We start from the raw sequence: 25181 nt of genomic DNA, 5'->3' as shown, positions 1-25181 counted from the left end.
GTTCTATAAAGATTACACGGCCCGGCGGGCCGGTCAACAGGAGAAGCTCGCCGTTAAGCCGGCCCGCCCGCCGCATCACACCACCCGGATCCCCAGATGGCCCGCCAGCAAAGGTGCCATCAGGCTGAGTTGGTAGTCGTCGATAACAACCCCCGCCAACCCCGCCAATCCATTGATCCCCCGGAACTCGGATGTCCGCAGATCAACGTCCTTGAGCTTGGCCCCAGTAACGTCCAAGGTGCCAATGGTGCAGTTCTTCAAAGCGATCCTGGTCCCGGCGCAACCACCGAGATCGAGCTCGTTGATGATGCAGTCGGAGATCTGGAGGTCCATGAGCTTGGAGCCTCGCAGGTTCACATAGTCCAGCTTGCCGCCATCGATCCGGACGGAGCGCCAGTTTCCCTCATAAAGTTCAGCTGAGCCCCACCGGGGGTTGCTGATTTCCACGTCCTGCCAGGAACTTCGCGCGGCAGTGAAGACCGGCGCATACGGCTCGGCCAGAATGCACTCCCGGAACGTGGCGCCCCGCAACTGCGCCTCATTGAAGGAGACGCCGTTCAATTCGCATTCGATGAAGTCGGAGCCACTCAGCTCTTCTCCGTCGGCGGAAACCTTGGTCCACCTGACGCCGTCGTACCGTTCGCCACGCTGGAAGTCCGGAGCGTCGTCGTCGCGCAATTCTTCCAAACGGACCGGTGAAATCTTAGGGGCCGCAACCTTCGCAGCCGCCATCAGAGGGATTCCGCCTTTGCTGCGATCTCCGTCAAGTCCTTGGCGAGTGCCTTGCGCGTCATGCTCATGCCGATCTTCCCGAAGAGGGCCATACCCACCTTGCTGAGGAATGACGGCTTGAGGACCTCGGCGCCGAACGTCAGCGTAAGGTCCGTTCCGCCGTCGCGCTCGGACAGGGTGAAGCGCGAGGTGTAATCAGCGCCGCCCTGAAGCGCCTTCACAGTAGTGCTGCGCGGCGGGTCGGCCTGGGACACCCACATTTCGACGGTTTCCTGCTTGCCCATCATGGTCCGGGTTTCTTTCCATCGCGTGCCTTCGCCGTACGGGCCCTCGCTGAGCAACTGGACGGAGTCGATGCCGGAGAGTGTGCCGGCCGAGCCCGGGATATCCGAGATAACGGCCCAGACTTTCTCCGGGCCTGCCTTAATGTGCTGCGTCAGGGTGGTGGTGTGTTCCATACATCGAGCCTAGTGCCGACCCCTGACAGTCCCAATGAGGGCAGTCAGCCAAGTGACCACAGCGCAGACGCCAACACCCCAGGCAATGTCGGTCACCGCCACCATCGGCGGGAAGTCCTTGAGCACGGCGAGCGCCGTCAACGCCCAGGTGGAGTACGTGAAGAAGCCAAACAACGCTCCTCCCGCGGCCCGCCGACCCAGCGTGAGGTCCGCCTTCCCTGGCCGCACGCCATAGTGAACAATCCCGGCAACAAAGACTACGTAGAACAGCACCGCCGCCACTGGCTGCGGACTGGACGCTATCAGGTGTCCGATCTGGCTTTCATACTGCCGCTGCGCCACGGTGAGGATCCATACGACGTCGATCACGGCAAAAATCACTGCTGCCAGCGCGTAGGACAGAAGCCAACGCTTCATGCCGCGGCTCATCCCTGGCGCCGGGTGTCAGCGTAGAGGTTGTCCACGATGTGCCGTGCGCGTTCGGTGAAAGCCCCACGTTTGAGTTTCATGGTGGGTGTCACGATTCCGTTGGCCTCCGTGAGGTCGGTCAGCAGCAAGACGAACCGGCGCACCTGCTCGGAGCGTGCGATTTTCGCGTTCGCAGCACTGACGGCCTTGCCAATGACGGCCAGAAGCCGGACGTCGTCGATTTGGACTGCGCCGCCGTCGTCGGGGATCCGGAGGCCCTTCAGATCTGCAATGCCCTCGCGCTCGGCCCACGCAGCCAAGGTTTCGGGGTCCAGCAGCACCAGCCCACCGAGATACGGCTTGCCCTCCCCCACCATCACGGCGTGGGCAACCAGGGGGTCGCCTTCAACGTAGCCTTCCCAAATGGCCGGGGAGATGGTCTTCCCGCCGGCGGTGACAATGACGTCCTTGATCCGCCCCTTCAAGGTGAGCCGGCCCAGATGGTCCAGCTCGCCGAGGTCCCCGGTCCGGAAATAGCCGTCGACGAACGCTTCGGCGTTGTCCGCCTGCCGGCGGTAGCCTGCAAAGACGCCCACACCGCGGGCCAGGACTTCACCTTGGTCCGAGAGACGCACGGTGGTACCGGGCATGGGAACACCCACGGACCCCGAGTTAATGGCCCCGGGCAGGTTCCCCGTCAACGGGGCGGTAGTTTCCGTGAGGCCGTAGCCTTCGATCACGGGAAGTCCCAGTCCTCGGAAGAACAGGGACAGTTCCGCGTCGAGGGCCCCGGCGCCGGACAGCAGGTAATCGAGGCGTCCGCCCACCAACTTCCGCAGCCGGGCGTAGAAAAGGCGGTCGAACAGGGCCCGCCGGATGCGGAGGCCGGCAGAGGCACGGACGGTCTGGTCGGCGTCGTGCGCTTCGGCAAACCGGCCCCACTCCACTGCCGTGCTTTGCGCCGAAGCCCACACGCGCCCCAGCCGCTTTTGCGTTGCGGCGGCAGCGGCCGATGCCTGGATTTTCTGCAGCACACGCGGAACCACCACCAGGAACGTTGGCTTCAAAGCGCCCAGTGCAGGAACCACGTCCCGTGGATCGGAGAGGTGGGCGATCCGCATGCCGTTGGCCAGGCAGATCAGCTGCAGCCCGCGTGCCAGGACATGGGCCATGGGCAGGAAGATGATGGTGTTGCCACCCTCTCGGACCACCTCCGTGTAGGCTCCGGCGACGTTCAGGACCTGCCCCACGAAGTTGCCGTGGGTGATGAGCGCACCTTTGGGCGCCGCCGTGGTGCCGGAGGTGTACACGATGGTGGCAACGGAGTCGAGATCGGCCAGCAAGCGGCGCTCCTCAACGGTGCTGTCCGGGATCCCGACACCGCGGGCCACTAAATCTGCCAGGTCCGCCCCGGGCACGGCATCAATGGTCCAGATCCCCAGGGGCTGGATTCCTGCGGTGCTAAAACCCTGCTCCAGCAAAGCGGCGTGCTCCGCGGTGCCGCCCACGGCAAGCCTGACGTCGGCGTCGGCCAGGATCGCCGTCACCTGCGGCGCCGCTGAGGTTTCGTAAACCGGAACCACGACGGCGCCGGCGAACCAAGCCGCCATATCGGCCAGTGCCCACTCGTAACGGGTGGGGGACATGATGGCCAGGGACTCCCCCGGCTGGATGCCCGCCGCGATGAAACCCTTGGCCAGTGCCCGGACCTCGTCCACGAACTGCTCCGTGGTGACTTGCCGCCACGGATCGGTGATGGCCGCATCCGTCGCACGGACTTCGAATGCGATGTGCCCGGGGTTCGTCCGGACGCGCTCCATGAGCAACTCCGTGGCGTTGCGGTGGTTGGCCGCGTCAACCAGCGGCGGGGAGGTGAACTCTCTCAACGGGCACCCCCGGCTGACAGGGATTGCAGGTGCTCCTGCATCAGGCCCAGGACGGCGTCGAGAAAGTCCCCGACGACGGCTTGGTGTTCAGCAGGCAGCGCGTCCACGTGCGCAGTGGCAGCAGACAGGAGCGGCTGCAGCAGGTCCTTGACCTGGAGGGATGCCGAACTGGTGACGTTGACGTGCACTTGCCGCCGGTCTTCGGTGCTGCGCAGGCGCTCAACGAACCCGTGCGACTCCAAACGGCTGACCAGCGCAGTTGTGGTGGCCGCTGTAGCACCCAAGTCCGAGGCGAGGGCACCCACAGTAACGGGTCCCGACTCAGCCAGTACGGTCAGCGCCCTGTAGTCAGTGAGGTTGAGTCCGAGGGCCCGGGCTACCTCGCGTTCGGTCTCATTGGCCAGGCCAAACAGACCCTGCAAGGTCCGGGAGGTCGGGTGGGCCGACTCTCCGGTAGCCTTTTCATGATTTTGCATGGTTATATAGTAATCAAATTAGTTTGAACATAAAACAGGCTAGGAAACAGGCATTGTGGGGAAACGCCGCTCGAGCCGCCGTGAAAGGAACGCTGTCGTGAAGGATTCAGAGAGGAAGGGCCTCATTGCCCTTCCTGTGGTGGTGCTGCTGGGCGGACTCGTCGCCGTGGCTGGAAGCCAGCACGGAGCAAGCCTGACCGGGATTCCGGTCTTCGCCGCCGCAGTCGCCGCCGCGTTCATCATTCAATGGCTTGTCTTCATCCCGTCCTTCAAAGCACAGACAGAGAAGTACTTCGATCTCACTGGCTCACTGACCTATGTAGCCATCACCGTTCTTTTGGTGCTTGCCACCCCCGGAATTGATGCCCGTTCGCTGCTCCTTGCGGCCATGGTTGCCGCGTGGGCCCTCCGCCTGGGGACCTTCCTGTCCCGGCGGATCCACAAGTCCGGCAAGGACGACCGCTTCGACGAGATCAAGCCATCATTCGTGCGCTTCCTCAACGTCTGGACCATGCAAGGACTCTGGGTGGTCTTCACTGCCGCAGCAGCATGGGTGGCCATCACCAGCACCAACCGGGTGGCTTTGGACTGGCTGGCCGTCCTCGGATTCGTGGTGTGGGCGGCAGGATTCCTCATCGAGATCGTGGCCGACCTGCAGAAGAGCCGGTTCAAGGCCAACCCGGCCAACAAGGGAAAGTTCATCTCCACCGGACTGTGGTCAAAGTCCCGGCACCCCAACTACTTCGGCGAGATCCTCCTGTGGACGGGGGTGGCCATCATCGCCATCCCGGTACTCCAAGGCTGGCAGTGGGTTGCACTGATCTCCCCGATCTTCGTTGCCCTCCTGCTCACCAAGGTCAGCGGCATCCCCTTGCTGGAAAAGAAGGCCGACAAGACCTGGGGCGGCGAGGCGGGGTACGAGGCCTACAAGAAGAGCACCCCGGTGTTGATCCCGAAGCTCAGCTAGGACCCACAACGCAAGGCCCACCACGAAAACGGCGCGTGCCCCCGGAAGGAGGCACGCGCCGTCGTACGTTTGAAACGCAAGGACCAGACGGGTCTTAGCTGAACAACTCGCTCTTGGGCTCGTTGTTCTTGACCTTCTGCCACCCGAGCCACAGGACCAGGGCGAAGAACGGGATGGTGGCCAACGTCCATAGACCCAGCAGGAAGACCTCGCCGGTTGCCTTGTCCGTCATCGTGTCGAAGCCGATGAGCACGGTGATGGCCAGCAGCGCGATGAGGCCCAGCCAACTGGTCCACGGCGAGCCGGGCATCGGCAGGCTGGAGACGTTGCCGCGCTTCTTCCGCAGGGCAATCTGGCTCGCGAAGATGGAACCCCACGTGAAGATGACGCCGATGGATGCGGTGTTCAGTGCGAGGTCGAAGGCGTGCGAGCCACCCAGCCAGATGTTCAGGAGGATGCCCACGAGGTAGACGCCACCAATCGCCAGGATGGCGGCGTACGGCACGTGACGGGTGGACATCTTGGTGAGCCACTGCGGAGCGTGGCCGTTGTTGGCCATGGTGCGGAAAATGCGGCCGATCGAGTACAGGCCCGAGTTGCAGGAGGACAGTGCGGCGGTGATGACGATCATGTTCATGACGTCGCCCATCCAGCCCAGGCCCATCTGGCCGAAAACGGTAACGAACGGCGAGGTGCCGGCCACGTACTGGTCGGACGGAAGCAGCATTGCCAGCAGCGTCACCGAACCAACGTAGAAGACCACAATACGGATGACGACGGCGCGGATCGCCTTGGGAACTTCGCGTTCGGGGTTCTCCATCTCACCAGCGGTAATGCCGACGAGTTCGATGGCGTTGTAGGCGAAGATCACGGCGTTGAGGACCAGGATCATCACCAGGCCGCCCTTGGGGAACATGCCCCCGTCTTCGTGGAAGAGGTTGGCAACGGACGCGTTGCCGTCGCCCACCTTGGCGTTGGTGACAACCATGAAAGTGCCAACAGCCAGGAAGATCACGATGGCCGCGACCTTGAGGCAGGAAGCCCAGAACTCGAATTCGCCGAAGGCCTTGACGCTGAACAGGTTCACGGCCACCAGCAGCACCAGCGCGGCGATGGCAGACAGTTCAATGGGCACGTTCGGGAAGAAGAACTGGAAGTACAGGCCGATCGCGATCAGTTCGGCGATACCTGTCATGGCCCAGTTGATGAAATACATCCAGCCGGAAAGGAAGGCGCCCTTCTTGCCGAACATTTCGCCGGCGTAGCTCACGAAGGAGCCGGACGTCTGGCGGTACATGATGAGTTCACCGAGCGCGCGCATCAGCAGGTAAGCGATGACGCCGGCAATGGCGTAGGAGAAGATCAGGGCCGGGCCGGTGGAGGCCAGGCGGCCGCCGGCACCCATGAAGAGGCCGACGCCGATGGCGCCGCCCATGGCGATCATGGTGACGTGGCGGCGACTCAGGGTCTTCTGGTATCCCTCAGCGCTGAGGGTTGAGCCCGCGGCTGCGGATGACGCCTTGGAGCTCTGGAGATCTGTGGGAGTACTTTGCGGCACAGCTGTTCCTTGTGGGTTGGGGTCTTGCTGTAGGTGTCACGCCCATGCCGGAACACAGGCATCTTTGGCACACAAAATTCGAGCTTTTCCTCCTTTGAGGACCCGAAGTGTGACAAAGAACGCAGAACGCCGAAGCTTCGCGCAACCCGTCTATCTTACGGGATTAACCCGAATGCCCGTGACGCAGGCAACAAGGGGCTGTGGAAAAGGTCCCCCGCTGCCCCGCAAACCGTCGCCGCTCAGCCGACCTCCAGAACAATATTCCCGGCCTCATCTGCGAAGACTTTGTAGGTTTGAAGGGGTTTGGCGCCCGTGGTGGAGCAGCCGGTATGGAGTTCGAAGGCGTGCTGGTGCAATGGGCACATCACCACGTGCTGGTCGATGGTTCCATCTGCAATGGGGCCGCCTTTGTGCGGGCAGACACCCGAAACGGCGCGCAGGCTTCCGTCCCTGAGCCGGAACACTGCCACCTGCTCGCCGTCGACGCCAAAGGCCCGGCCTTCACCGAAGGGAATTTGGTCAAGAGGTCCCAGGACCAGCGGAATCTTCATTGGACCGGCACCTGCGGCAGAACTGTCAAAGGCAGGGAGGTGCGGAACTGGCCGGGCGTCAGGGGATCATCGCGTTCGCTCCAAGGGTCCACGTAGCTGTCCACCGAGGCCTGCATCGCTGCATCCAGGCGGGCGGCGATCCCTTCGGAATCGTCAAGAATGACGCTGCGGATCCGCTCAATCCCCACCCGAGGCACAAAGGAGTACGTCCGTTCCAACCAATGGGCGTTCTCCCGGTAGTACTGCATGAAACGGCCTGCAAGGAGAGTGACTTCCTCGGGCGTATCCACCGTGACCAGGAGGTCCCCCTTGCGGATGTGGGCACCCGCCGCTCCCCCGACGTAGATTTCCCAGCGGCCACCTTCCACCGCCACCACACCCACGTCCTTGACCAAGGACTCGGCACAGTTGCGTGGGCAGCCGGAGACCGCGAGCTTCAGCTTGGCCGGCGCTTCGATTCCTTGGAAACGCGACTCCAGACCAATGCCCAGTCCGGTTGAATCCCCCGTCCCGAACCGGCAGTAGTCCTTCCCCACACACGTCTTGACCGTGCGGAAACTCTTGCCATAGGCATACCCGGACGGCATGTCCAGATCCGCCCACACCTGTGGAAGCTCCTCCTTGGGCACTCCCAGCAGGTCGATCCGCTGCCCGCCGGTCAGCTTAATCATGGGAATGTTGTGCTTCTCTGCGACGTCGGCGATCCTTCGGAGTTGCTGGGCCGAGGTCACCCCACCCTTAATCTGCGGCACCACGGAGAACGTGCCATCACGCTGGATGTTGGCGTGTACGCGGTCGTTGATAAACCGGGCGTCGCGTTCATCAACGTAGTCTCCTGCCAACATCATCTTCATCAGCGATGCCAGCCCCATCTTGGATTTGGCGTCCTCGGCGCTGCCCGGCGCCAGGGCGGCAAAGACTTCCGAAACTGAACGGAGGCCGCGCGAACGGATCTCGGCCATCAAGGAACCCTTGTCCAGCGGAATTCCGGGAACGTAGTAGCTAGCTGCCGGGTCTTCCTCCACGGCACCACCAGCCGCCCATTCCACCACTTGGGTGACCATGGGCTTGCACGACCCACAGCCCTTGCCTGCACGGGTTGCGTCCATGGCAGCGGACACCGAAGCGCACCCGCCACGAACGGCGGACACCAGTGCCCCTTTGGAAACGCCGTTGCAGTTGCAGACCTGGGCGTTGTCCGCCAGCTCGGCAACGCTCTCCTCCTCCCCCGGTGAGCCGAGGTCGAACATCAGCGAGAGCCGCTCCTCAGGAAGGGGCAAACCCTGGTCGAAAGCCTGGGTCAGGTAGGCCACCTTGCGGCTGTCGCCCAGCAGGGTGGCGCCCACCATCTTGTTGTCCCGGATCACGATCGACTTGAACACTCCGCGGCCGGGTTCCGAGAAAACGATGTGCTCATCGGTATCCCGTTCGGGGCCATGAAGTCCCATGGAAGCGACGTCGACGCCGGCCACTTTCAGTTTGGTGGCAGTCCGGGAGCCCAGATACATCGAGTTGCGGTCCACTCCGGTGACGTGATCGGCCAGCACGGCGGCCTGCTCCCACAAGGGTGCCACCAGTCCGTACACCTGCCCGCGATGCTGGACGCACTCCCCTACTGCGTAGATTTCCTCTTCATCCATCACCCGGAGGTGGTCGTCGACCACGATGCCGCGCTCCACTGCCAAACCACTCACGACGGCGACACCCACGTTGGGCCGGATGCCTGCGGTGACTACCACCATGTCGCAGTCGAGATCTGGTTGGTCGCGCAGGCCCACCCCGGTGATGCTGTCCGAACCCAGGATCGCCGTGGTCCGGCTTCCGGTGTGCACTTTGATGCCCAGCGCCTCCACGCTCCGCCGCAGTATTGCACCGCCGTCGGGCCCCATTTGGGCGCTCATCAGGTGCCCGCCCGAGTGGACCACATCAACGTCCAGGCCGTAGGCCTGCAACCCCCGGGCCGCCTCCAGCCCGAGCAATCCGCCGCCAATCACCACTGCCCGCCGGTGGTGCTCGTGCTGGGCGAACTCGATCATCTTCCGGGTATCGTCCATGGTCCTGAAGGTGAAGACGCCATGCCGGACCGTTCCGCTGGGCGTATGGAGCCCGTCCATAGGTGGCAGGAAGGAGCGGCTGCCGGTGGCGATAATCAGTTGGTCGTACTGGACCACGCGGCCGTCGGCGGCGAAAACGTGCCGGCTGAACTTATCGATGCGGTCCACCAGGACCCCGGCATGGAGAGTGATGTTGTTCGCCTGGTACCAGGGGAGGGCGTTGAGGAAGATGTCCGCATCGCTTTCCTCGCCCGAGAGGACATGGCTGAGCATGATCCGGTTGTAGTTTCCATAAGGTTCGTCGCCGAACATGGTGATGTCGAAGATGTCACCGCCACCCCTGGCCAGGACTTCCTCCACGGCACGGGCACCGGCCATGCCGTTGCCGATCACCACCAGCCGCTTCTTCATCAGTGCTCCACCATGCCGAGATCCACCACCACTGATCCCCGAACGCCCGCGGGCGCCACCAGGAACAGCTCGATCACCGACCCGCCATCGGTGTCCTCCACTACCCTCAGCGGGATGTGGACATCGCCCTTGGCGCCTATGGGGAAATAGCGCATGGGAATGCGGTCCCGCATGAGGACAACGGTGATCAGTTCCGGGCTCGAGTTGCCGCCGCGGAAGTACAGCGTCTGGTTGACGACGCCGTCCGGGACGAAGTGCGAGAGCTCGGCATGGATGGGAACCGGTTTATCCAGCCCGGTGCCCTCGAAGTGGTAAATGCCCTGCAGGAAGAGGTTCTGGATGATCACGGGACAAGTCCTTTCGGCCGGTTCCCTTCCCATGGTGCTCTGCCGTTGTTTCAGAACGCGCGACGCCGTATTTCCGCCCACAGCACGAGGCGTAACGATCGCTTTGCGAACAGCTCACCGGCGTTGAAACCGCGTGAGGATTACAGCAATTTGCCGTCCTGCATCCCGTACCGGACCCACGTCCCCGTAGACGCCTCCCGGCCAGGACTGGAAGCACACCGATCGAACCACTCCCCCAAGGCACGGTCGTGGCTCACGATCACCAGCGTCCCGGCAAACGACGCCAGCGCGGCCTCCAACTGTTCCACCAGCACGGGTGCCAGATGGTTGGTGGGTTCGTCCACGATCATGGTTTCGCAGCCGCCCAACAGGAGCCGGGCCAGGGCGAGCCGGCGTTGCTGACCTGCGGAGAGGCCACCCACGGGGACGTGGAATTCAGCAGGCCGGAAGAGCCCCAGGTGGAGCAACCCCTCGGCATGGTCATCAATGTTTCCGCCCAATCCCGCAGCGAACGCGGGGAGCAGCCGGAGCCCCGGCCGCGCGGGCACGTCGAGTTCCTGCTGCAGGTAGCCCACTTTGCCCTTGATGGTCACGGATCCAGCCGCGGGTTCCAGGTTGCCCGTCAGCACAGACAACAGGGTGGATTTGCCGGCGCCATTGGGGCCCGTAATGAGCACCTTTTGTCCGGTTTCCACCTTGAGGTCGGTGGTGTGGAGCCGTCCCGGCACGCTGACTCCGTGGGCTTCCAGCGCGGGTTCGGAGTCCGTTTCAGCCACGGAACCCAGCGGCGCCGCCAGCTTCAGTGGCACGGGTGGCCGGTCAACGGGGTTTTCTTCGAGCCTGCGAAGCCGCTCCTGGGCGTTGCGGACTTTGCTGGATGCCGCACTCTGCCATGTTCCGGCCTTGAACCCGAAAGCCATCTTGTCGTTGTCGCGCTTGCGTCCGTAGCCCATGCGGTCGGCCACCGTGGCGGCCTGGAGGCGTTCGGCAGCCATGGCGTCGAGCCATTCGTCGTACTCCTGGACCCAACGGGCACGCTCGGCTGCTTTCTCGCGGAGGTAGCCTTCGTAGCCGTTCCCGTAGCGGTTCACGGACCGACGGTCGGCGTCCACTTCGATGATGGTGGCGGCTACCTTACGCAGCAGGACACGGTCGTGCGAGACCACCACTACCGTGCCGCGATGGGCAGCCAATCGGGACTCAAGCCAGGCGGTACCGTTCGCGTCAAGGTGGTTGGTGGGCTCGTCCAGGAGCAGCGCTTCGGCTGGATCGGCCAGCAGGCAGGCCAGCGCTACACGCTCCTGCTCGCCGCCGGACAAGGATCCAAGCGTTCGACGCCGGTCCAAGCCTCCCAGCCCCAGCTTGTCCAGCGCCGCTTCCACCCGGGATTCGGCAGCGTAGCCCTCGCGGAGTTGGTACTCCGTTTGCAGGCTGCCGTAGAGCTCGAGTTCCTCGGTGTCGGCATCCGCCAGGCCTGATTCGAGGTCCAGGATTCGCGCTTCCAAGGAACGCAGGGATGCCAGGGAGGAGTCGATGGCGTCCCCCACTGTCAACGACTCGGAGAGCCCATGGGTTTGCGCCAGGTAACCGACGCGGTAGCCGGCGTTCCCGGACAGACCCGCAGTGCCGTCGTCGGGCGTTTCGACGCCAGCCATGAGCCGGAGCAGCGTGGATTTACCCGCGCCGTTTTCGCCGACGATTGCCACGTGTTCGCCATGGTGGATGACGAGGTCGACATTGTGCAGGAGTTCGCGGTCCCCGTAGCCGTGGGAAACGCCGGAAAGGTGAAGGTGGTCAGTCAAGAGGTGTCCTCGCAAGTCCGCAGTGGATGGCAGAAAGCCGTGTGGGTACTGGGGATGCAGCCGCAGAAAGGGCTGCGCTCAAGACTTCATCGCTCCAGCGTGCCCGGCGGACACGGTCCCCGTCAAGCGGGAGTACCAAGGACGACACCATCAGAGTTCAATAAACTCTTGAAATGACACCACTTTGGCGTCACAATGATGTCATGCAGCTAAACCAGTACGTGACCGCGGTCCATCATCAGCTGAACACCGCCGCCGAGGCCGGTGGGCCCGAAGCGCGCGCACTCAGCGAACGCCTCACCGCCGCCGTCGAATCCACTGTGCGACTGGTCCTCCTGGAGGCCCTCTCGGATGCCGCAAGCGAGATCACGCTGGAACTCGCGCCGGGTTCCGTAGAGGTCAGGCTCCGCGGCCGCGACCCTGAATTCGTTGTCAGCAACCCGCAGAGCGGAGACTTTGAGACAGTCAACGAACGGCAGCCCATCGCACCCGAAGACCTCGACGGAGCCAGCACAACGCGGACGACGCTCCGACTACCCGATCACCTCAAGCAGCAGGTTGAGGACGCGGCGGGCAAAGACGGCCTGTCAGTAAACTCATGGCTGGTCCGGGCCGTCGCCGAGTCGCTGAACAGCGGTGGCCCTTCCCAACGGAAGGTGCGCCGCGAACCCGGCGAGCAGAACTTCACAGGATGGGCACGCTGATGGCAACGTTCCAGACTCCCCAGCCAATCGCCGTCGTTGTTGACGTTTCCGTCCGCGGCGATATTTGGATCGTAGCCCGCGACCACCCCGAGACTGAGGTGACGGTCCAACCCCGCAAGGCCAAGCGAAGCCTGGATGTCAGGATGGCTGAGCAAACCACTGTGGACTACGCGGACGGCCGCTTGCAGGTCAGGCTTCACCCCGCATTCCGCCACACCTGGTTCAGCGACGGCGGCGCCGTGGAAATCACCGTGGAGGTGCCCACGGGCAGCAGCCTGGAATTGAAGTCCGCCATGGGCGACCTCCGCTGCGAAGGCGGGTTCGGCACTGCCGAGCTGAGGACTGACTTGGGACATATCAGCATGGACCACTGCGGTGAGCTCCGGGCCCATACGGACATGGGCGACGTCACCGTGGAGCACGCCTCAGGTAGGTCCAGGATCAAAACCGGCTCCGGAAAGATCCGTATCAGGGATATTGAAGGCGTTGCCACAATAAAGAACGGCAACGGCAACACCTACATCGCACACGCCGCCGGCGAGCTCAGCGTCAGTGCGGCCAATGGTGACGTCTCCCTGGAAAGAGCCGGCCTGTCCACTACCGTCAAAACGTCCAGCGGCGACATCACCGTGGGCGAAGTCGCCGCCGGGAACCTCACCGTGCAGACAGGCGCGGGCACTCTCGTCGTCGGTGTGCGTGAAGGCACCGCGGCCTGGCTTGACCTCAACACCAAGTACGGACGCGTGCGCAATGGACTCGAAGCAAGCGGCGGACCCGGCGAGAGCATGGACAAAGTGGAGATCCGCGCCCGTAACGCCTACGGGGACATCACGGTGAAGCGCTCGGCCGTCCGCTAGAACCGCTACACGGTGGCCACGGCCCGCTTCCTGCGGGCCTTGGCCAGCCGGGTGCCGATCAGTCCCTGCCGCGGGCTGAACAGATAGACGCCGGCGAACACCACACCTTGGGTGAGGACCACCATGGCTCCGGATGCGGTGTCCAGGTAGTAGCTGAGGTAGATCCCAGCCACGGAGCACACTACGGAGATGACAGGTGCGATGACCAGCATCCGGGAGAACCGGTCGGTCAGCAGGTAGGCGGTGGCGCCCGGGATGATCAGCATGGCCACCACCAGCACCACGCCCACGGTCTGCAGCGCCACCACTGAGGTCAGTGCGAGCAGGCCCAGGAGCAGGGCGCCGAGCTTTTTGGGTGACAGGCCGATGGCGTGGGCGTGTGTGGGGTCAAAGGCATAGAGCGTGAGGTCGCGGCGTTTGAGGATCAGGATCGCGAACGCCACCACGCCCAGTGCCACCACCTGGATGAGGTCCGGGATGCTGACGCCCAGAAGGTTGCCGAAGATGATGTGGTTCAGGTCGGTCTGACTCGGGGTCACGGAGATCAGCACCAGGCCGAGCGCGAACAGCGAGGTGAACACGATGCCGATCGCCGCGTCTTCCTTCACCCGGCTGGTATTGCGGACCACCCCGATCAAGGTCACCGCGATGAGGGCGAACACCAGCGCACCGAGCGCGAACGGAGCACCCACGATGTACGCGAGGACGACGCCGGGAAGCACCGCGTGCGAGACGGCGTCACCCATGAGGGACCAGCCGATGAGGACGAGCCAGCAGCTCAGGACGGCACAGACCACCGCGGCGATGGCGGTGGTGGCGAGGGCACGGACCATGAAGTCGTAGCTGAGGGGTTCCAGCAGGAATTCCACGGTTCAGCCCCTGTTCATGACGTCGAGGCCAAAGGCCATGGCAAGGTTCTCCGGTTGGAGCACGGTGTCCGGGCTTCCATGCATCAGCACCTTGCGCATCAGCAGCACCGCTTCATCGCAGAGTTGGGGAAGGGCATGAAGGTCGTGGGTGGAGATGAGGATGGTGGCGCCGTTGTCGGCCAGCTCGCGGAGGAGCCTGGTGATGGTGGCCTCGGACCTCTTGTCCACGCCCGCGAACGGCTCGTCCAGCAGCATCATGGTGGCGCCTTGCGCGATGCCGCGGGCTACGAAGGCGCGCTTTTTCTGCCCGCCGGACAGCTGACCGATCTGCCGGTCGGCGTACTCGCTCAGTTCCACCCGTTCCAAAGCATGCTCGACGGCGTCACGGTCGGCTTTGCGGGGCCGGCGCGTGAATCCGAGGTGCCCGTAGCGGCCCATCATCACCACGTCCCGGACGGACAAGGGGAACGCCCAGTCCACGTCCTCGCTTTGGGGAACGTAGCCGATGCCCGCATCCTTGCGCATCTTCACGGGCGGTTCCCCGTTGATGAGCACCCTGCCGGAATCGGGTTTCACCATTCCCATGATGACCTTGAACAGGGTGGACTTGCCCGAGCCGTTCATGCCCACCAGGCCACAGATCCTTGAATGGTCCAAGGTGAGGGACGCCTTGTCCAGGGCCAGGACCTCACCGTAGTGAACCGTGACGTCCTCAACAGCGATCGCAGGTGTGTTCATGGCTTTCCTCCTGTCAGTGCCGTGGTGATGACCTTGGCGTCATGGCGCATGAGGTCCAGGTACGTGGGAACGGGGCCGTCCGCTTCAGAGAGGGAATCGACGTACAAGGTCCCTCCGAACGTGGCATCAGTGGCACCCACCACCTGCTGCATAGGAGCGTCTGACACCGTGGATTCACAGAACACCGCCGGAACCTGGTTCTCCTTGACGAACTCGATGGCACGGGTGATCTGCTGCGGCGTTGCCTGTTGCTCAGCGTTCACGGCCCAGATGTAGACCTCCTTGAGGCCGGCGTCGCGGGCCAGGTAGGAGAAGGCGCCTTCGCATGTGACCAGCGCCCGCTGCTTCTCCGACAACACGGAGAGCTTGGAGACCATCTCGTCCTGCACGGCCTGGAGCTGGGCGTTGTAGGCCTTCGCGTTGGCTTCGAACTCGGCAGCATGGGACGGCGCCAGCTTCGCGAACGCCTTGGCCATGTTGTTGGCGTAGATCTGGACGTTCTTGGGCGACATCCACGCGTGCGGATTCGGCTTGCCCTGATACGAATCCTCGGCAATAGGCATGATCTCCACACCATCGCTGACCACGGCGTGCGGCACATCGAGGTCCTCCACGAACTGGGCGAACCACGCTTCAAGGTTGAGTCCGTTGTCCAGGATCAGATCGGCTTGGGCAGCTTTGCGGATGTCTCCCGGCGTTGGCTCATAGCCGTGGATCTCGGCGCCGGCCTTGGTGATGGACTCCACGCGCAGCTTATCGCCGGCAACGTTCTTGGCCACGTCCGCCAACACAGTGAACGTCGTCAGAACCATGGGCTTGTCATCACCTCCTGCGGGGGAATTCCCACCGCAAGCGGTGACGCCAAGGGCGAGGGTGATGGTGATCAGGGCAGCAGCGAAACGGCGGACATCTTTGGCGCGCCGAAACGAAAAGTTAGGCATACCGAAAAGTGTAGCCAAGCATGGGCCACCCAGCAAAGCTAGGCTGGTCACATGGGCACTCTTTCCACCAAGGCATCTCTGTACAGGTTCACTGCCCTCGACGCCATCGCCGTGGCCGTCTACCTCGGCTTCACCTTGTACTTCACCTTCGCGGGCGAGTCGGTGGAACGGCTCATGCTCCAGGTCTTTCCGCAGCCAGCCACCGCCTCCTATGCCGTCAACGCGATCTTTTATACCGGCGTCGGAATATTTGCGGTCGCTTCGGCCTGGCGCGTAATAGGCCGCGACCTAAAGATCCTGGGCACCCGGCCATGGTTCACCCTGGGCATGGTCCCCTTGGCGATCGTGGTGATGCTCATTCTCACGGCCCTGCTGGTGGCGGCATTCGGGACAGCCCAAAGCTCAGAGAACCAGCTGGGCATCCAAGGCCTGCTGCAGCAGGTACCCGCATGGCTCATGGTGCCACTGTTGGTGATCCTTGGTCCGTTCGTGGAGGAGTATCTCTTCCGCCATCTCCTGATCGGCAAGTTGTCCCGGTACCTGAATATCTGGGTTTGCTGCGTGGTCTCCGTGGTGGTCTTCGCGTCCATCCATGTGGTGGGCCGCGAAGGGCTGGTGTTGTCCGCCTTGGCGCCGTATCTGGGCATGGCCGTGGTGCTGGTGGCGGTGTATGTGTGGACCGGAAAGAACCTGATGTTCTCCTACTTTGTCCACGCCGCGAAGAATCTCATGGCCGTAGTGCTCATCTACGCCATCCCGCCTGAGCTCCTCCCCAACTGAGTAGCAGCAAACGTTCCACTGGGCCCTCGCTGCGACGTTTGCTGTCACGCAGTTGGGTAACCCGGACGGAAGGTGACCGCATCGCTCTACCCAGCCCCCGCCGTCGGGAATAACTTGGGGGCATGACACTGAACATCCAGGTAGTAGTCGACTGCAAGAAGCCCCACGACCTCGCCGACTGGTGGGCCGAGACGCTGGAATGGAAGGTGGAACCGCAGGACGAAGCGTTCATCCGGTCCATGATCGAGCAGGGATTCGCCACTGAGGACCAGACCATCACCCACAACGGCAAGCTCGTGTGGGCCGAGGGCTGCGCGATCGTGCCGGCCGAGGACACCGAACCCAAGACCGGCCGGCGCATCCTGTTCCAGACCGACCCCAATGAAAAGACCGTCAAGAACCGAGTGCACTGGGACGTGCGCCTGGACGGCCGGGACAAGGACGAGGTGCGGAAACAGTTGGAGGCCCGCGGAGCGAAACACCTCTGGACCGCCAGCCAGGGACCCCACGAGTGGCACACCATGGCCGACCCCGAGGGCAACGAGTTCTGCATCAGCTAAGGCCATTACTAGACTCGGACTGTGAACAACCATCTACCTGCCAAGGTTTCCGACGTCTTTGACCCCTCACGCTGGCGCACCGTTTCCGGCTTTGATGACTTCAAGGACATGACCTACCACCGGCAGGTTGAGCGTTCCACAGATGGCACTGCCAAAGACCTGCCGACGGTCCGGATCGCGTTCAACCGTCCCGAAGTCCGCAACGCTTTCCGCCCGGGCACCGTCGACGAGCTCTACCGCGCCATGGACCACGCCCGCATGACCCCGGACGTCGCCACCGTGCTGCTCACGGGCAACGGGCCTTCCGAAAAGGACGGCGGGCACTCGTTCTGCTCCGGCGGGGACCAACGGATCCGTGGCCGCGACGGTTACAGGTACGCAGAAGGTGACACCCAGGAGACCATCGACCCCGCCCGCGCCGGTCGCCTCCACATCCTGGAAGTCCAACGACTCATGCGGACCATGCCCAAGGTGGTCATCGCCGTCGTCAATGGTTGGGCGGCAGGCGGCGGCCACTCACTCCACGTGGTCAGCGACCTCACCATCGCCTCCCGCGAGCACGGCAAGTTCAAGCAAACCGACGCCACAGTAGGAAGTTTCGACGCCGGATACGGCTCTGCGCTGCTGGCCCGCCAGATCGGGCAGAAAGCCGCGCGGGAGATCTTCTTCCTTGCCCGCGAGTATTCCGCCGACGACATGGTCCGGATGGGTGCCGTGAACGAGGCCGTTGACCACGAACGCCTTGAGGAAGTCGCCCTGGAGTACGCGGCGGACATCGCCCGCCAGTCACCCCAGGCCATCCGCATGCTCAAGTTCGCCTTCAACCTCGCCGACGACGGCCTGGCCGGGCAGCAGGTTTTCGCCGGCGAAGCCACCCGCTTGGCGTACATGACGGACGAGGCCGTAGAGGGCAAGGAAGCGTTCCTCCAGAAACGCGACCCCGACTGGTCCAACTTCCCCTACTACTTCTAGGACCTCCGTGAACATCGATCCCGTACTGAAAGCCCTGATGGCAGCCCTCCACGGTGAGGGCCCCGCCGTCGAAATCGTCCAGGATGAAAACGGCGGGCCGCAGGCGGTTCCGGTGGAGACCGGCGTCGAAGATGCGGCCGTGGTGGTCCGCACGTCCGGTTCCACGGGGACGCCCAAGGCAACTGTCCTGACCATCGACGCCCTGGCAGCATCCTCCGTGTCCACCGCCATGGCCCTGCGCGGTGAGGGCCAGTGGTTGCTCGCGCTCCCGCTGCAGTATGTGGCAGGTGTGCAGGTCCTGGTCCGCTCGCTCTACGCCGGCACGCGTCCGTGGGTGATGGACCAGTCGAACGGCTTCACTCCGGAGGCCTTCACCGCTGCCGCTGAGGAACTGACGGACAAGATACGCTTCACGTCCCTGGTGCCCACGCAATTGCAACGGCTCCTGGACTCCCCCGCCCCGGAAACCCTGGCCGTGCTGCGCCGCTTCAACGCGATCCTGCTGGGCGGGGCGCCTGCCTCACCCGATCTCCTTGCGACCGCCCACGCAGAGGGACTCAAAGTGGTCACCACCTACGGCTCGGCCGAGACCTGCGGCGGGTGCGTGTACGACGGTGAGCCGCTGGACGGCGTCGAGGTCCGCATCGGTGAGGGCGAGCTGGAAGGCCGCATCCTGCTGGGCGGCGACACCGTGGCCGCGGGGTACCTGGACGCGGCCCGTGCCTCGAAAGCCGCGTTCTTCGAGGAGGACGACGTCCGCTGGTACGTGACCGGGGATCTGGGCCAGCTGTCCGACGACGGCAAACTCACCATCCTGGGCCGCGCTGACGACGTCATCATCACCGGCGGCGTGAAAGCCTCCGCCTCGTACATCCAAAGCAAGCTGGAAGAGCTCGACGGCGTCACTGCGGCTTTCGTGGCCGGCGTCCCCTCGCGCGAGTGGGGCCAAGCTGTGGCGGCATACGTCGCAGTGACGGATCCCACCCCTGAAGGCATCAAAGGCTTCACCTCCCGACGCGAGGCCGCACTGGGTGTTTTGGCCCCTAAGACGGTGCTCGCGGACAAGGAATTGCTGATGCTGCCGAACGGCAAACCGGACAGGCTGGCCATGATTGACCAGCTTTCCAAGCTGCATCAGGGACAATAGACACGTTCTTCCCCCGCTAAAGATCAACCGCGAAACACACGAGGTACTACACGTGGCGACAGCTGCACAATGGATTCAAGGAGCCCGGCTCCGCACACTGCCCGCGGCCATCGCGCCCGTCCTGATCGGTTCGGCAGCGGCGTACGAGCTCCAGGCGTTCCGGTTGCCGAACGCGATCCTGGCGGCTCTCGTTGCGCTCCTGCTCCAAATCGGCGTGAACTACGCCAACGATTACTCGGACGGCATCCGCGGCACCGATGAAGACCGCGTGGGTCCCCTGCGCCTGGTCGGTTCCGGCGCTGCGCTGCCGGAGCAGGTGAAGTGGGCGGCGTTCGGGCTGTTCGGCGCCGCGATGATCTGCGGCCTGATCCTGGTGATCATCACCCAGACGTGGTGGCTGATCCTGGTCGGTATCGGTTGCGTCCTGGCAGCCTGGGGCTACACCGGCGGCAAGAATCCTTACGGCTACATGGGCCTCGGAGACGTCTTTGTCTTCGTGTTCTTCGGGCTCGTCGCCACTCTGGGCACCACCTACACACAGGCTGGCCAAGTAAGCCTGGCCGCGGTGATTGGCGCCATTGGCACGGGACTCATCGCCTGTGCACTGTTGATGGCCAACAACGTCAGGGATATCCCCACGGACACTGCTGCGGGCAAGCGGACGTTGGCAGTGCGTCTCGGCGACAGGCACGCGCGTGAAAGCTATGTGCTGATGTTGGCCGTCGCCATCCTGCTGGTGATAGTGCTGGCGCCCACCAAACCGTGGATGCTGATCGTGCTGCTGCTGATCCCCGCCTGCCTGATGCCGGCGTGGCTGATGGTCAACGGCAAGAAGCGCAAGAGCCTCATTCCGGTGCTCAAGCAGACCGGCCTGATCAACCTTGGGTACAGCCTGCTGTTCTCACTGGGCCTGGTCCTGAGCCACGGCTTCTAAGTTTTTGTACAGCTAACGCCCTCAAGAAGGCTTCTTGGGGGCGTTAGCTGTACAAAAACTCCTAGACGGAACCCGGGCGCTTGTCGTTATTGACTGCGATGTCCGGGTTCTGCTCCACCAAGCCGTCCTCCGCGGCGGCGTCTTCAACCTCGCCGGCGGTGCGGATGGGCTTGGCCCGCCCGGAGAAACGTTCGCGCATTGCGGCAGTGGCGGCGTCGCGCTGTTTCTGGAAGAAGAGGTAGCTGATGGCGAAAGCGATCAGCCCGGCGAAGATCACCGCCAGGATCCAACCGACCCCTAAAAAGGCGAAGAGCACGAACAACGGCACGAACAGCGCCAGACGGATGAGGGAATACTTCAGGAAAGCCACCATCCAAGTTTAGCCGCGATGGTTGCACTCTGATCACGGCAGGGATCGGGCGCCCAGCGGAGGGCTTCCGGCGACTAGACTTGGTGCATGCTCCGCGTTGTAGGCGTCGTCGTCGTCCTTGTCATCTTCGTCTATGCCCTGGTGGATGTCATCCGCACGGACGGCCACCAGACGCGCGGTATTTCCAAACCCGCCTGGATCATCGTCATGATCGTCCTGCCGCTGCTCGGCGCGGTGCTCTGGTTCATCTTCGGCCGGCCCTACGGCAAGCCGACCGCAAAGCCCGTCCGCCGTCAGCCCACCGCCCCGGATGATGACCCCGAATTTCTCCGGAACCTGGAAACCCGCCGCCGCAACCAGGCCGAAGATGATCGCCTGAAGAAGCTCAAGGCCGACCTCGAAGCCAAGGAACGCAAGCTCGGCGACAAGCCCTCCGATGGCTCCGGTGAGGCAACAGGCAACGGTTTCAAACCCGGCGATGCCAAGCGCAGCGAGCCGGATCCCCATGATACCGACGAGCTGAAGTAGGCAAACATGGCCCAGCAAGCTGATGGTTCACGGCAGTCACCTTCCACCTCACCATCAGCCAGCGGGCCAACGGCATCCCCGGCGCCGCCGCCGCGTCCCGGCATTTCCTTGTCCACACCGCCGCCCATTGCCGCGGTCATCAAGCCTCCAGGCCCCGCACGCGCCTCCCGGTCATTGTGGCTGGCAAGTTTCGTGGCCGGCATCGCCGTGGTGGTCACCGGCTTCCTCGGCCGTGACGCACAGTTTGACCGCCTGAAAAGCGTCATCGAGGGCATGGTTCCCGACGGCGACGCGCAGGCTGTCGAGGGGGCCACCGCCGTCGTATTTCTCGGAAGCCTCGCCATGATCGCCCTGGTGGTGGCCATGGAAGCGGTCCTGCTTGCCGTTCTCTTCAGACGCCGTATCTGGGCCCGTTGGACGCTGGCGCCCCTGGTCCTCCTGCACGCCGTGGTCACGGTGATCACCGCCGACTTTGTGGTGGCTCCCGGAGCTGACGGTGCCTTGACCACAGCCCTGTTGGCGGCCCAATTCATCCTTGCCGCTGCAGGCCTGATCCTGCTGTTTTTCCCGTCAACCACCACGTGGCTTCTGAGCGAACGGGTCAGCGAACGGGTCAGCGAACGGCGGGCATAGAGGCCAGCATTCCCTCGCAGCTGCGCAGGACAACACGGCACGCGTCCAGCGCGCGGGGCTCGGTCAGCGGATTCTCCGCGATCAGCCGCCAACGGTTCAATCCGTCACGGGCGGCCCCGCTGATGTGCTCGGGGTCCGTTCCCGGATCCAGGCCCAACCTCAGGGCGGGCATGCTCCCTCGTCCACCCACCAGGCGCTCGGCTTCGGCTTCCAGTTCCTTGTCCAATCCAACGCCATCGGTGCGCAAGGCTGCCAGGAGCTTCAACTCCCGGAACTCGTGGGCTCCCGTCATAAGCCTCTCCAACCCGGCTTCCAGCGGTGCTATACGGTCCTTGGGCGAGCAGCGCAGCAATGATTCCAAACCGACGACGGCGGCACGGGCCTTAAGTGCTTCGGCGCGCGTCTGGAAAAGATGGCCGATGGTGTCGAGCAATTGGCCAAGGCCGCTGCGGCGGGCAAGCTCGTGGGCCAACTCCGTAGGGTCCGTGGTTCCGCCCCGGATCAGGGCAACGCCCAAGCGGATTCCGAACAGGCCGAACCTGTGCACCAAGGAAGCTTTCATGGCCTGATCGAGTCCCTGCGGATCCTCCCTGCGGATGAAACGGTCCGCGGACAGCATCATCCGTTCCCGTTGGCCTTTGTCCATCTGTGCCAACAGTTTCATGGCGTCAACATCCCCTTGCCGCATGGTCCGTGAGCTTTGTGCCAGCAATCCGGCCACGGGAACAACACCCAGGGCGAGGGGTTTGAGACTTTGGTCCCGGCTGTATCTCTCCGCGATGACTGCTGCGGAGATCAGGGAGTCGATCCTCCCGGCGCCGATCTCATCGGCCCGGGACAGTACTGCCAAGGCATTGACGGTACCGGACTGCCCGGCGGCTGTGTCCTTGAAGGATTCGAGGAACCGGACGTCGGAGGCGTGCAGGTGCCGCATGAGGTAGATGACGGCATCGGCCGACGCTGGGGTGTCTTCCGGCAACAGGAATGCCGTGGACCTTCCGGAAACGTCCTGCGACAAGGAAGCTATGCCCGGTGTGTCTATCAGCGTGAGGTGACGCAGGCTGGCTGATGGCCAGTCCACCACCAAACGCTCTATGTCTTCGGCCGGGACATCACCCAGGGAGAAGACCAGGCGGCCGTCCTCTCGGGTTACCGGAAGGGTTCGGGGTTTTCCCCTGAACGGGTAGAGCGTGATTTTCGGAGTGTGTCCGAACCGGTACCACGTGACCACCTTGGTGCACTCACCGGCGTCGGTCGGCGCTATTTCTTCGCCAATGATCGCGTTGAGCAGCGTTGACTTCCCGGCCTTGACCATCCCGGCAACTGCTATGCGCAACGGCCCTTCCAGCCTGTTTTCAAGCTCATCCACCACCGCGAGCGCAGCTGCGTCCTCGTGGAAGACTTCCCGTGCCAGCCGTAGCAGCTCCGCGGCTCCGGCGATGCCAGTTTCCATCATCCGGCCGGGACCGCCGATGTGGCGGGATTGGGTTGGTTCTCCGCGGATGGGACTTCCTGCAACAGTTGCGCGTCCTTCGCCAAGGTGTCCACGGCCTTGAGTTGGTTCCGTATCTCTTTGATTCTCAGGTCCCGCTCCACGGCATAGACAGCCGCCGCTTTCTGGGCGGCCGCCACAGATTCCGCCAGGGAACGGTGGTGCTCTTCGGCAATTTCCGTGAAGTGGTCCCGGGTGGCCCGCTGGACCAGCCGCAGCCTGTCCTTGAGTTGCTTTCCTACTTGGAACACCACATCGTCCACGTGCTTCCTGACGAGGATCTTGGCCTCCGACTGCCTTTGCTTGAGCCGGGCTGCTTTGTCCTCCCGGAAGGCTTTCCGTCCCAGCAGGAGACCGGCCCCAACGGAGAGAGGATTGATGAGGGCCATTCCAAAGATGCCTGTCAGGAGGCCAAACATGAGGACCCCGCCGTAGGATCCCCGCATGCCGATCAGCACTTTCTGCAGGGGTCCAAGCCGCCCGCTTTCCATCTCCTGGATGTCGGCTACAGGATCCAGCACGCCGCCGGTGTCGGCAACCTTCAGCGCCGGCAGTGCCACCTCCTCCTCGGAAAAGTGGTCCGCCACCTGTGTGGCCAGCCATTGGGCACGTTCACTGGTCCACACGAATGTGTCCGACACCGCAGCAGCGGTACTCTGTTCCAGCCATTGGGTGAACTGCTCCCACGCAGGCCCGGGATCGCCGTTGTCAATGGCCAGTTCCGCTTCGCGTTGAATGCGGCGCAACCTGTCCTTCAGGTCATACTCCATGTCTGCGATGAGGTCCCCGATCCCATCGTTGAGCGTTATCTGCCAGCGGGCCGACCGTTTACGCAGTGCGTCGGCGTCCTCCTTGGCCGCGGTGAGGCCGGCGATCATTTGCGGAGTACCTTCAGGGTTCTCCAAGGCACCAAGCTCCGCCTGCAGCGCAAGCCTCAGGTTCTCCGTAACGGTCAATAGGTCATGGCCAACTGACCTCCGCTGAATTCTGGCAGCCTCCCCCACAATGTTGTTCCGCAGGTGTGTGATCAGCGCGGGAAATCCCGATTCGGCGTTCAGTTCCGTGTCCTGGAGCCGCGCTGCCTGGAGGCGAAGCTCTGAGGAAACCGGAAACAGGGGAATGTCCGGCCCCACGTCCGCGAGGTGCCTCTGGTCCAGGTCCGCAATCTGCCGCCAACTCGGATAGAGGTCTGTCTTGGACAACACGCACACAACGTTTGGACTGATACGCATGGCTTGCCGCAGGAAGCGCATCTCTGGTTCGGTGTATTCCTGGGAAGCGTCGGAGACGAAAACCATGGCATGGGCCGAGGGCAAGGCAGTCAACGTGGTCAGAGTGTGCGTTGACCCCAGGCCACCGACGCCCGGCGAATCCACTACGGTCAGGCCGCCGGCCAGCAATTTCCTCGGCAGTGAAACTTCGGCCGCCACGATCTTCTTTGCATTGCCCGGGTTGCCCTTCTCCGAGACGTATTCAGCAAGGTGGTCCAGCTGAACGGGTTGCCGTTCCAGCCTGCTTTCAGAGCCGGCGTTCTCTCCTTCGGGGGTTCCGTTTGATGTGCCCGGCTCCGGGCCGGGAACCAGGACAACGGCCGACGCCGGATCCCCCTGCCGTATGACCGTTGGCACTGTGGTGGCAATGTCGTCGTCGACGGGGCACACGGGCGCATTGACCAACGCGTTGATGAGTTGACTCTTGCCTTGTTTGAACTCGCCAACCACAATGACGCGGACGCTCGGATCCTCCAGGCGGTTCCGGGTGTTCTCCAAGCGTCGACGCAGATCGTTCCGGTCCCCCACGAGCGCCATGCCCTGCTCCACCAACGTGGTCATGCGTGCTGTTTCCGCCACAGTCTGTCCTTTGCTCGGCTGGCCTCGTCGGGGCCACGAAGTGGGGGGGGGGGGGGGGGGGGGGCGCGGGGGGGCCGCCGGGCGGGGGGGGGGGGGGGGGGGCGGGCGGGCGCGGCGGGGGGGGGGGGGGGGGGGGGGGGGGGTTGGGGTGTGGTG

The 25181-nt window shown here is 63.6% G+C and carries 26 protein-coding genes; 10 read left to right on the top strand and 16 right to left on the bottom strand.

What is annotated here, in order from left to right; all coding sequences use genetic code 11:
* Window positions 1-75: 75 nt before the first annotated feature.
* From LN996_RS11060 to LN996_RS11040, 5 genes are read right to left on the bottom strand one after another with little or no spacing between them, the layout of a single operon-like run.
* On the bottom strand, window positions 76-732 hold the full coding sequence (locus LN996_RS11060) for a pentapeptide repeat-containing protein (RefSeq protein WP_231340438.1): 657 nt from the start codon (window positions 730-732) through the stop codon (window positions 76-78).
* Complete coding sequence (locus LN996_RS11055) at window positions 732-1190, bottom strand: SRPBCC family protein (protein ID WP_231340437.1); 459 nt, start codon at window positions 1188-1190, stop codon at window positions 732-734. Before LN996_RS11055 ends, LN996_RS11060 begins: the two co-directional genes overlap by 1 nt.
* Window positions 1191-1199: 9 nt before the next feature.
* A complete protein-coding gene (locus tag LN996_RS11050; protein WP_308102716.1) occupies window positions 1200-1607 on the bottom strand; it encodes a DUF2177 family protein in 408 nt (135 codons plus the stop codon).
* Window positions 1608-1615: 8 nt separating this feature from the next.
* Window positions 1616-3484 carry a long-chain fatty acid--CoA ligase gene (locus LN996_RS11045; RefSeq protein WP_231340435.1) on the bottom strand — a complete coding sequence of 623 codons (1869 nt, stop codon included), beginning with the start codon at window positions 3482-3484 and terminating at the stop codon, window positions 1616-1618.
* Window positions 3481-3960: a MarR family winged helix-turn-helix transcriptional regulator gene (locus tag LN996_RS11040; RefSeq protein ID WP_231340434.1), complete on the bottom strand. Its 480-nt coding sequence runs from the start codon at window positions 3958-3960 to the stop codon at window positions 3481-3483. The genes LN996_RS11045 and LN996_RS11040 overlap by 4 nt, the downstream gene beginning before the upstream one ends.
* A gap of 97 nt (window positions 3961-4057) precedes the next feature.
* On the opposite strand from LN996_RS11040, the gene LN996_RS11035 reads away from it, so the two are divergent.
* Window positions 4058-4927, top strand: coding sequence for a DUF1295 domain-containing protein (locus LN996_RS11035; protein ID WP_231340433.1), 870 nt, complete (start codon window positions 4058-4060; stop codon window positions 4925-4927).
* Between the two features lie 94 nt (window positions 4928-5021).
* Here LN996_RS11035 and LN996_RS11030 read toward each other — a convergent pair whose 3' ends face one another.
* From LN996_RS11030 to LN996_RS11010, 5 genes are all read right to left on the bottom strand, one after another.
* Entirely contained in the window at window positions 5022-6485 is a 1464-nt protein-coding gene (locus LN996_RS11030; RefSeq protein ID WP_231340432.1) for an amino acid permease, read from the bottom strand.
* Window positions 6486-6724: 239 nt separating this feature from the next.
* A complete protein-coding gene (locus tag LN996_RS11025; protein WP_231340431.1) occupies window positions 6725-7036 on the bottom strand; it encodes a Rieske 2Fe-2S domain-containing protein in 312 nt (103 codons plus the stop codon).
* The gene (nirB, locus tag LN996_RS11020) at window positions 7033-9501 is read right to left on the bottom strand and encodes a nitrite reductase large subunit NirB (protein ID WP_231340430.1); all 2469 of its coding nucleotides are present in this window, start codon (window positions 9499-9501) and stop codon (window positions 7033-7035) included. The genes LN996_RS11025 and nirB overlap by 4 nt, the downstream gene beginning before the upstream one ends.
* On the bottom strand, window positions 9501-9848 hold the full coding sequence (locus tag LN996_RS11015; protein WP_159701185.1) for a molybdopterin oxidoreductase: 348 nt from the start codon (window positions 9846-9848) through the stop codon (window positions 9501-9503). The genes nirB and LN996_RS11015 overlap by 1 nt, the downstream gene beginning before the upstream one ends.
* A gap of 140 nt (window positions 9849-9988) precedes the next feature.
* Window positions 9989-11650, bottom strand: coding sequence for an ABC-F family ATP-binding cassette domain-containing protein (locus LN996_RS11010; RefSeq protein ID WP_231340429.1), 1662 nt, complete (start codon window positions 11648-11650; stop codon window positions 9989-9991).
* Window positions 11651-11853: 203 nt separating this feature from the next.
* Here LN996_RS11010 and LN996_RS11005 point away from each other — a divergent pair, with 203 nt between their 5' ends.
* Window positions 11854-12354: an Arc family DNA-binding protein gene (locus LN996_RS11005; protein WP_231340428.1), complete on the top strand. Its 501-nt coding sequence runs from the start codon at window positions 11854-11856 to the stop codon at window positions 12352-12354.
* Complete coding sequence (locus LN996_RS11000) at window positions 12354-13211, top strand: DUF4097 family beta strand repeat-containing protein (RefSeq protein ID WP_231340427.1); 858 nt, start codon at window positions 12354-12356, stop codon at window positions 13209-13211. The genes LN996_RS11005 and LN996_RS11000 overlap by 1 nt, the downstream gene beginning before the upstream one ends.
* 5 nt (window positions 13212-13216) lie before the next feature.
* On the opposite strand, the gene LN996_RS10995 is transcribed toward LN996_RS11000, so the two are convergent.
* From LN996_RS10995 to LN996_RS10985, 3 genes are read right to left on the bottom strand one after another with little or no spacing between them, the layout of a single operon-like run.
* Complete coding sequence (locus LN996_RS10995; protein WP_231340426.1) at window positions 13217-14080, bottom strand: metal ABC transporter permease; 864 nt, start codon at window positions 14078-14080, stop codon at window positions 13217-13219.
* Between the two features lie 3 nt (window positions 14081-14083).
* The gene (locus tag LN996_RS10990) at window positions 14084-14818 is read right to left on the bottom strand and encodes a metal ABC transporter ATP-binding protein (protein WP_231340425.1); all 735 of its coding nucleotides are present in this window, start codon (window positions 14816-14818) and stop codon (window positions 14084-14086) included.
* Window positions 14815-15759, bottom strand: coding sequence for a metal ABC transporter substrate-binding protein (locus LN996_RS10985; RefSeq protein WP_231340424.1), 945 nt, complete (start codon window positions 15757-15759; stop codon window positions 14815-14817). Before LN996_RS10985 ends, LN996_RS10990 begins: the two co-directional genes overlap by 4 nt.
* Before the next feature lie 51 nt (window positions 15760-15810).
* Here LN996_RS10985 and LN996_RS10980 point away from each other — a divergent pair, with 51 nt between their 5' ends.
* From LN996_RS10980 to LN996_RS10960, 5 genes are all read left to right on the top strand, one after another.
* On the top strand, window positions 15811-16539 hold the full coding sequence (locus LN996_RS10980; protein ID WP_231340423.1) for a CPBP family intramembrane glutamic endopeptidase: 729 nt from the start codon (window positions 15811-15813) through the stop codon (window positions 16537-16539).
* A gap of 122 nt (window positions 16540-16661) precedes the next feature.
* The gene (locus LN996_RS10975) at window positions 16662-17099 is read left to right on the top strand and encodes a VOC family protein (RefSeq protein ID WP_231340422.1); all 438 of its coding nucleotides are present in this window, start codon (window positions 16662-16664) and stop codon (window positions 17097-17099) included.
* Window positions 17100-17120: 21 nt separating this feature from the next.
* On the top strand, window positions 17121-18071 hold the full coding sequence (locus LN996_RS10970) for a 1,4-dihydroxy-2-naphthoyl-CoA synthase (protein WP_231340421.1): 951 nt from the start codon (window positions 17121-17123) through the stop codon (window positions 18069-18071).
* Between the two features lie 7 nt (window positions 18072-18078).
* Window positions 18079-19218: an AMP-binding protein gene (locus LN996_RS10965; RefSeq protein ID WP_231340420.1), complete on the top strand. Its 1140-nt coding sequence runs from the start codon at window positions 18079-18081 to the stop codon at window positions 19216-19218.
* 52 nt (window positions 19219-19270) lie between these two features.
* Entirely contained in the window at window positions 19271-20152 is an 882-nt protein-coding gene (locus LN996_RS10960; RefSeq protein WP_231340419.1) for a 1,4-dihydroxy-2-naphthoate polyprenyltransferase, read from the top strand.
* Between the two features lie 61 nt (window positions 20153-20213).
* Here LN996_RS10960 and LN996_RS10955 read toward each other — a convergent pair whose 3' ends face one another.
* Window positions 20214-20525, bottom strand: a complete 312-nt coding sequence (locus tag LN996_RS10955; RefSeq protein WP_231340418.1) for a DUF4229 domain-containing protein — start codon at window positions 20523-20525, stop codon at window positions 20214-20216.
* A gap of 84 nt (window positions 20526-20609) precedes the next feature.
* Between LN996_RS10955 and LN996_RS10950 the strand changes: the two genes are divergently transcribed.
* Window positions 20610-21050 (top strand): PLD nuclease N-terminal domain-containing protein, encoded by a 441-nt coding sequence (locus LN996_RS10950; protein ID WP_231340417.1) that lies wholly within the window; start codon window positions 20610-20612, stop codon window positions 21048-21050.
* Window positions 21051-21056: 6 nt separating this feature from the next.
* On the top strand, window positions 21057-21683 hold the full coding sequence (locus LN996_RS10945; protein ID WP_231340416.1) for a hypothetical protein: 627 nt from the start codon (window positions 21057-21059) through the stop codon (window positions 21681-21683).
* Here LN996_RS10945 and LN996_RS10940 read toward each other — a convergent pair.
* Window positions 21664-23139, bottom strand: a complete 1476-nt coding sequence (locus LN996_RS10940) for a dynamin family protein (protein ID WP_231340415.1) — start codon at window positions 23137-23139, stop codon at window positions 21664-21666. The two genes, LN996_RS10945 and LN996_RS10940, sit on opposite strands and share 20 nt — an antisense overlap.
* On the bottom strand, window positions 23136-25025 hold the full coding sequence (locus tag LN996_RS10935; protein WP_231340414.1) for a dynamin family protein: 1890 nt from the start codon (window positions 25023-25025) through the stop codon (window positions 23136-23138). Before LN996_RS10935 ends, LN996_RS10940 begins: the two co-directional genes overlap by 4 nt.
* Between the last annotated feature and the right edge of the window lie 156 nt (window positions 25026-25181).

The organism is Arthrobacter sp. AK01 (assembly GCF_021109375.1).
Lineage (GTDB): Bacteria > Actinomycetota > Actinomycetes > Actinomycetales > Micrococcaceae > Arthrobacter.
Note: the sequence above shows the minus strand (reverse complement) of the source record. Positions and strands in the feature narration are given on the sequence as shown.

Excerpts from the sequence above, each read along its gene's own strand:
- LN996_RS10940 (WP_231340415.1), bottom strand. The coding sequence starts at position 23,139 with ATGATGGAAACTGGCATCGCCGGAGCCGCGGAGCTGCTACGGCTGGCA.
- LN996_RS10985 (WP_231340424.1), bottom strand. The coding sequence starts at position 15,759 with ATGCCTAACTTTTCGTTTCGGCGCGCCAAAGATGTCCGCCGTTTCGCT.
- LN996_RS11060 (WP_231340438.1), bottom strand. The coding sequence starts at position 732 with ATGGCGGCTGCGAAGGTTGCGGCCCCTAAGATTTCACCGGTCCGTTTG.
- LN996_RS10945 (WP_231340416.1), top strand. The coding sequence starts at position 21,057 with ATGGCCCAGCAAGCTGATGGTTCACGGCAGTCACCTTCCACCTCACCA.
- LN996_RS10975 (WP_231340422.1), top strand. The coding sequence starts at position 16,662 with ATGACACTGAACATCCAGGTAGTAGTCGACTGCAAGAAGCCCCACGAC.
- LN996_RS11055 (WP_231340437.1), bottom strand. The coding sequence starts at position 1,190 with ATGGAACACACCACCACCCTGACGCAGCACATTAAGGCAGGCCCGGAG.
- LN996_RS10950 (WP_231340417.1), top strand. The coding sequence starts at position 20,610 with ATGCTCCGCGTTGTAGGCGTCGTCGTCGTCCTTGTCATCTTCGTCTAT.
- nirB (WP_231340430.1), bottom strand. The coding sequence starts at position 9,501 with ATGAAGAAGCGGCTGGTGGTGATCGGCAACGGCATGGCCGGTGCCCGT.
- LN996_RS11005 (WP_231340428.1), top strand. The coding sequence starts at position 11,854 with ATGCAGCTAAACCAGTACGTGACCGCGGTCCATCATCAGCTGAACACC.
- LN996_RS11040 (WP_231340434.1), bottom strand. The coding sequence starts at position 3,960 with ATGCAAAATCATGAAAAGGCTACCGGAGAGTCGGCCCACCCGACCTCC.
- LN996_RS11000 (WP_231340427.1), top strand. The coding sequence starts at position 12,354 with ATGGCAACGTTCCAGACTCCCCAGCCAATCGCCGTCGTTGTTGACGTT.
- LN996_RS11025 (WP_231340431.1), bottom strand. The coding sequence starts at position 7,036 with ATGAAGATTCCGCTGGTCCTGGGACCTCTTGACCAAATTCCCTTCGGT.
- LN996_RS10980 (WP_231340423.1), top strand. The coding sequence starts at position 15,811 with ATGGGCACTCTTTCCACCAAGGCATCTCTGTACAGGTTCACTGCCCTC.
- LN996_RS11050 (WP_308102716.1), bottom strand. The coding sequence starts at position 1,607 with ATGAAGCGTTGGCTTCTGTCCTACGCGCTGGCAGCAGTGATTTTTGCC.
- LN996_RS10990 (WP_231340425.1), bottom strand. The coding sequence starts at position 14,818 with ATGAACACACCTGCGATCGCTGTTGAGGACGTCACGGTTCACTACGGT.
- LN996_RS10955 (WP_231340418.1), bottom strand. The coding sequence starts at position 20,525 with ATGGTGGCTTTCCTGAAGTATTCCCTCATCCGTCTGGCGCTGTTCGTG.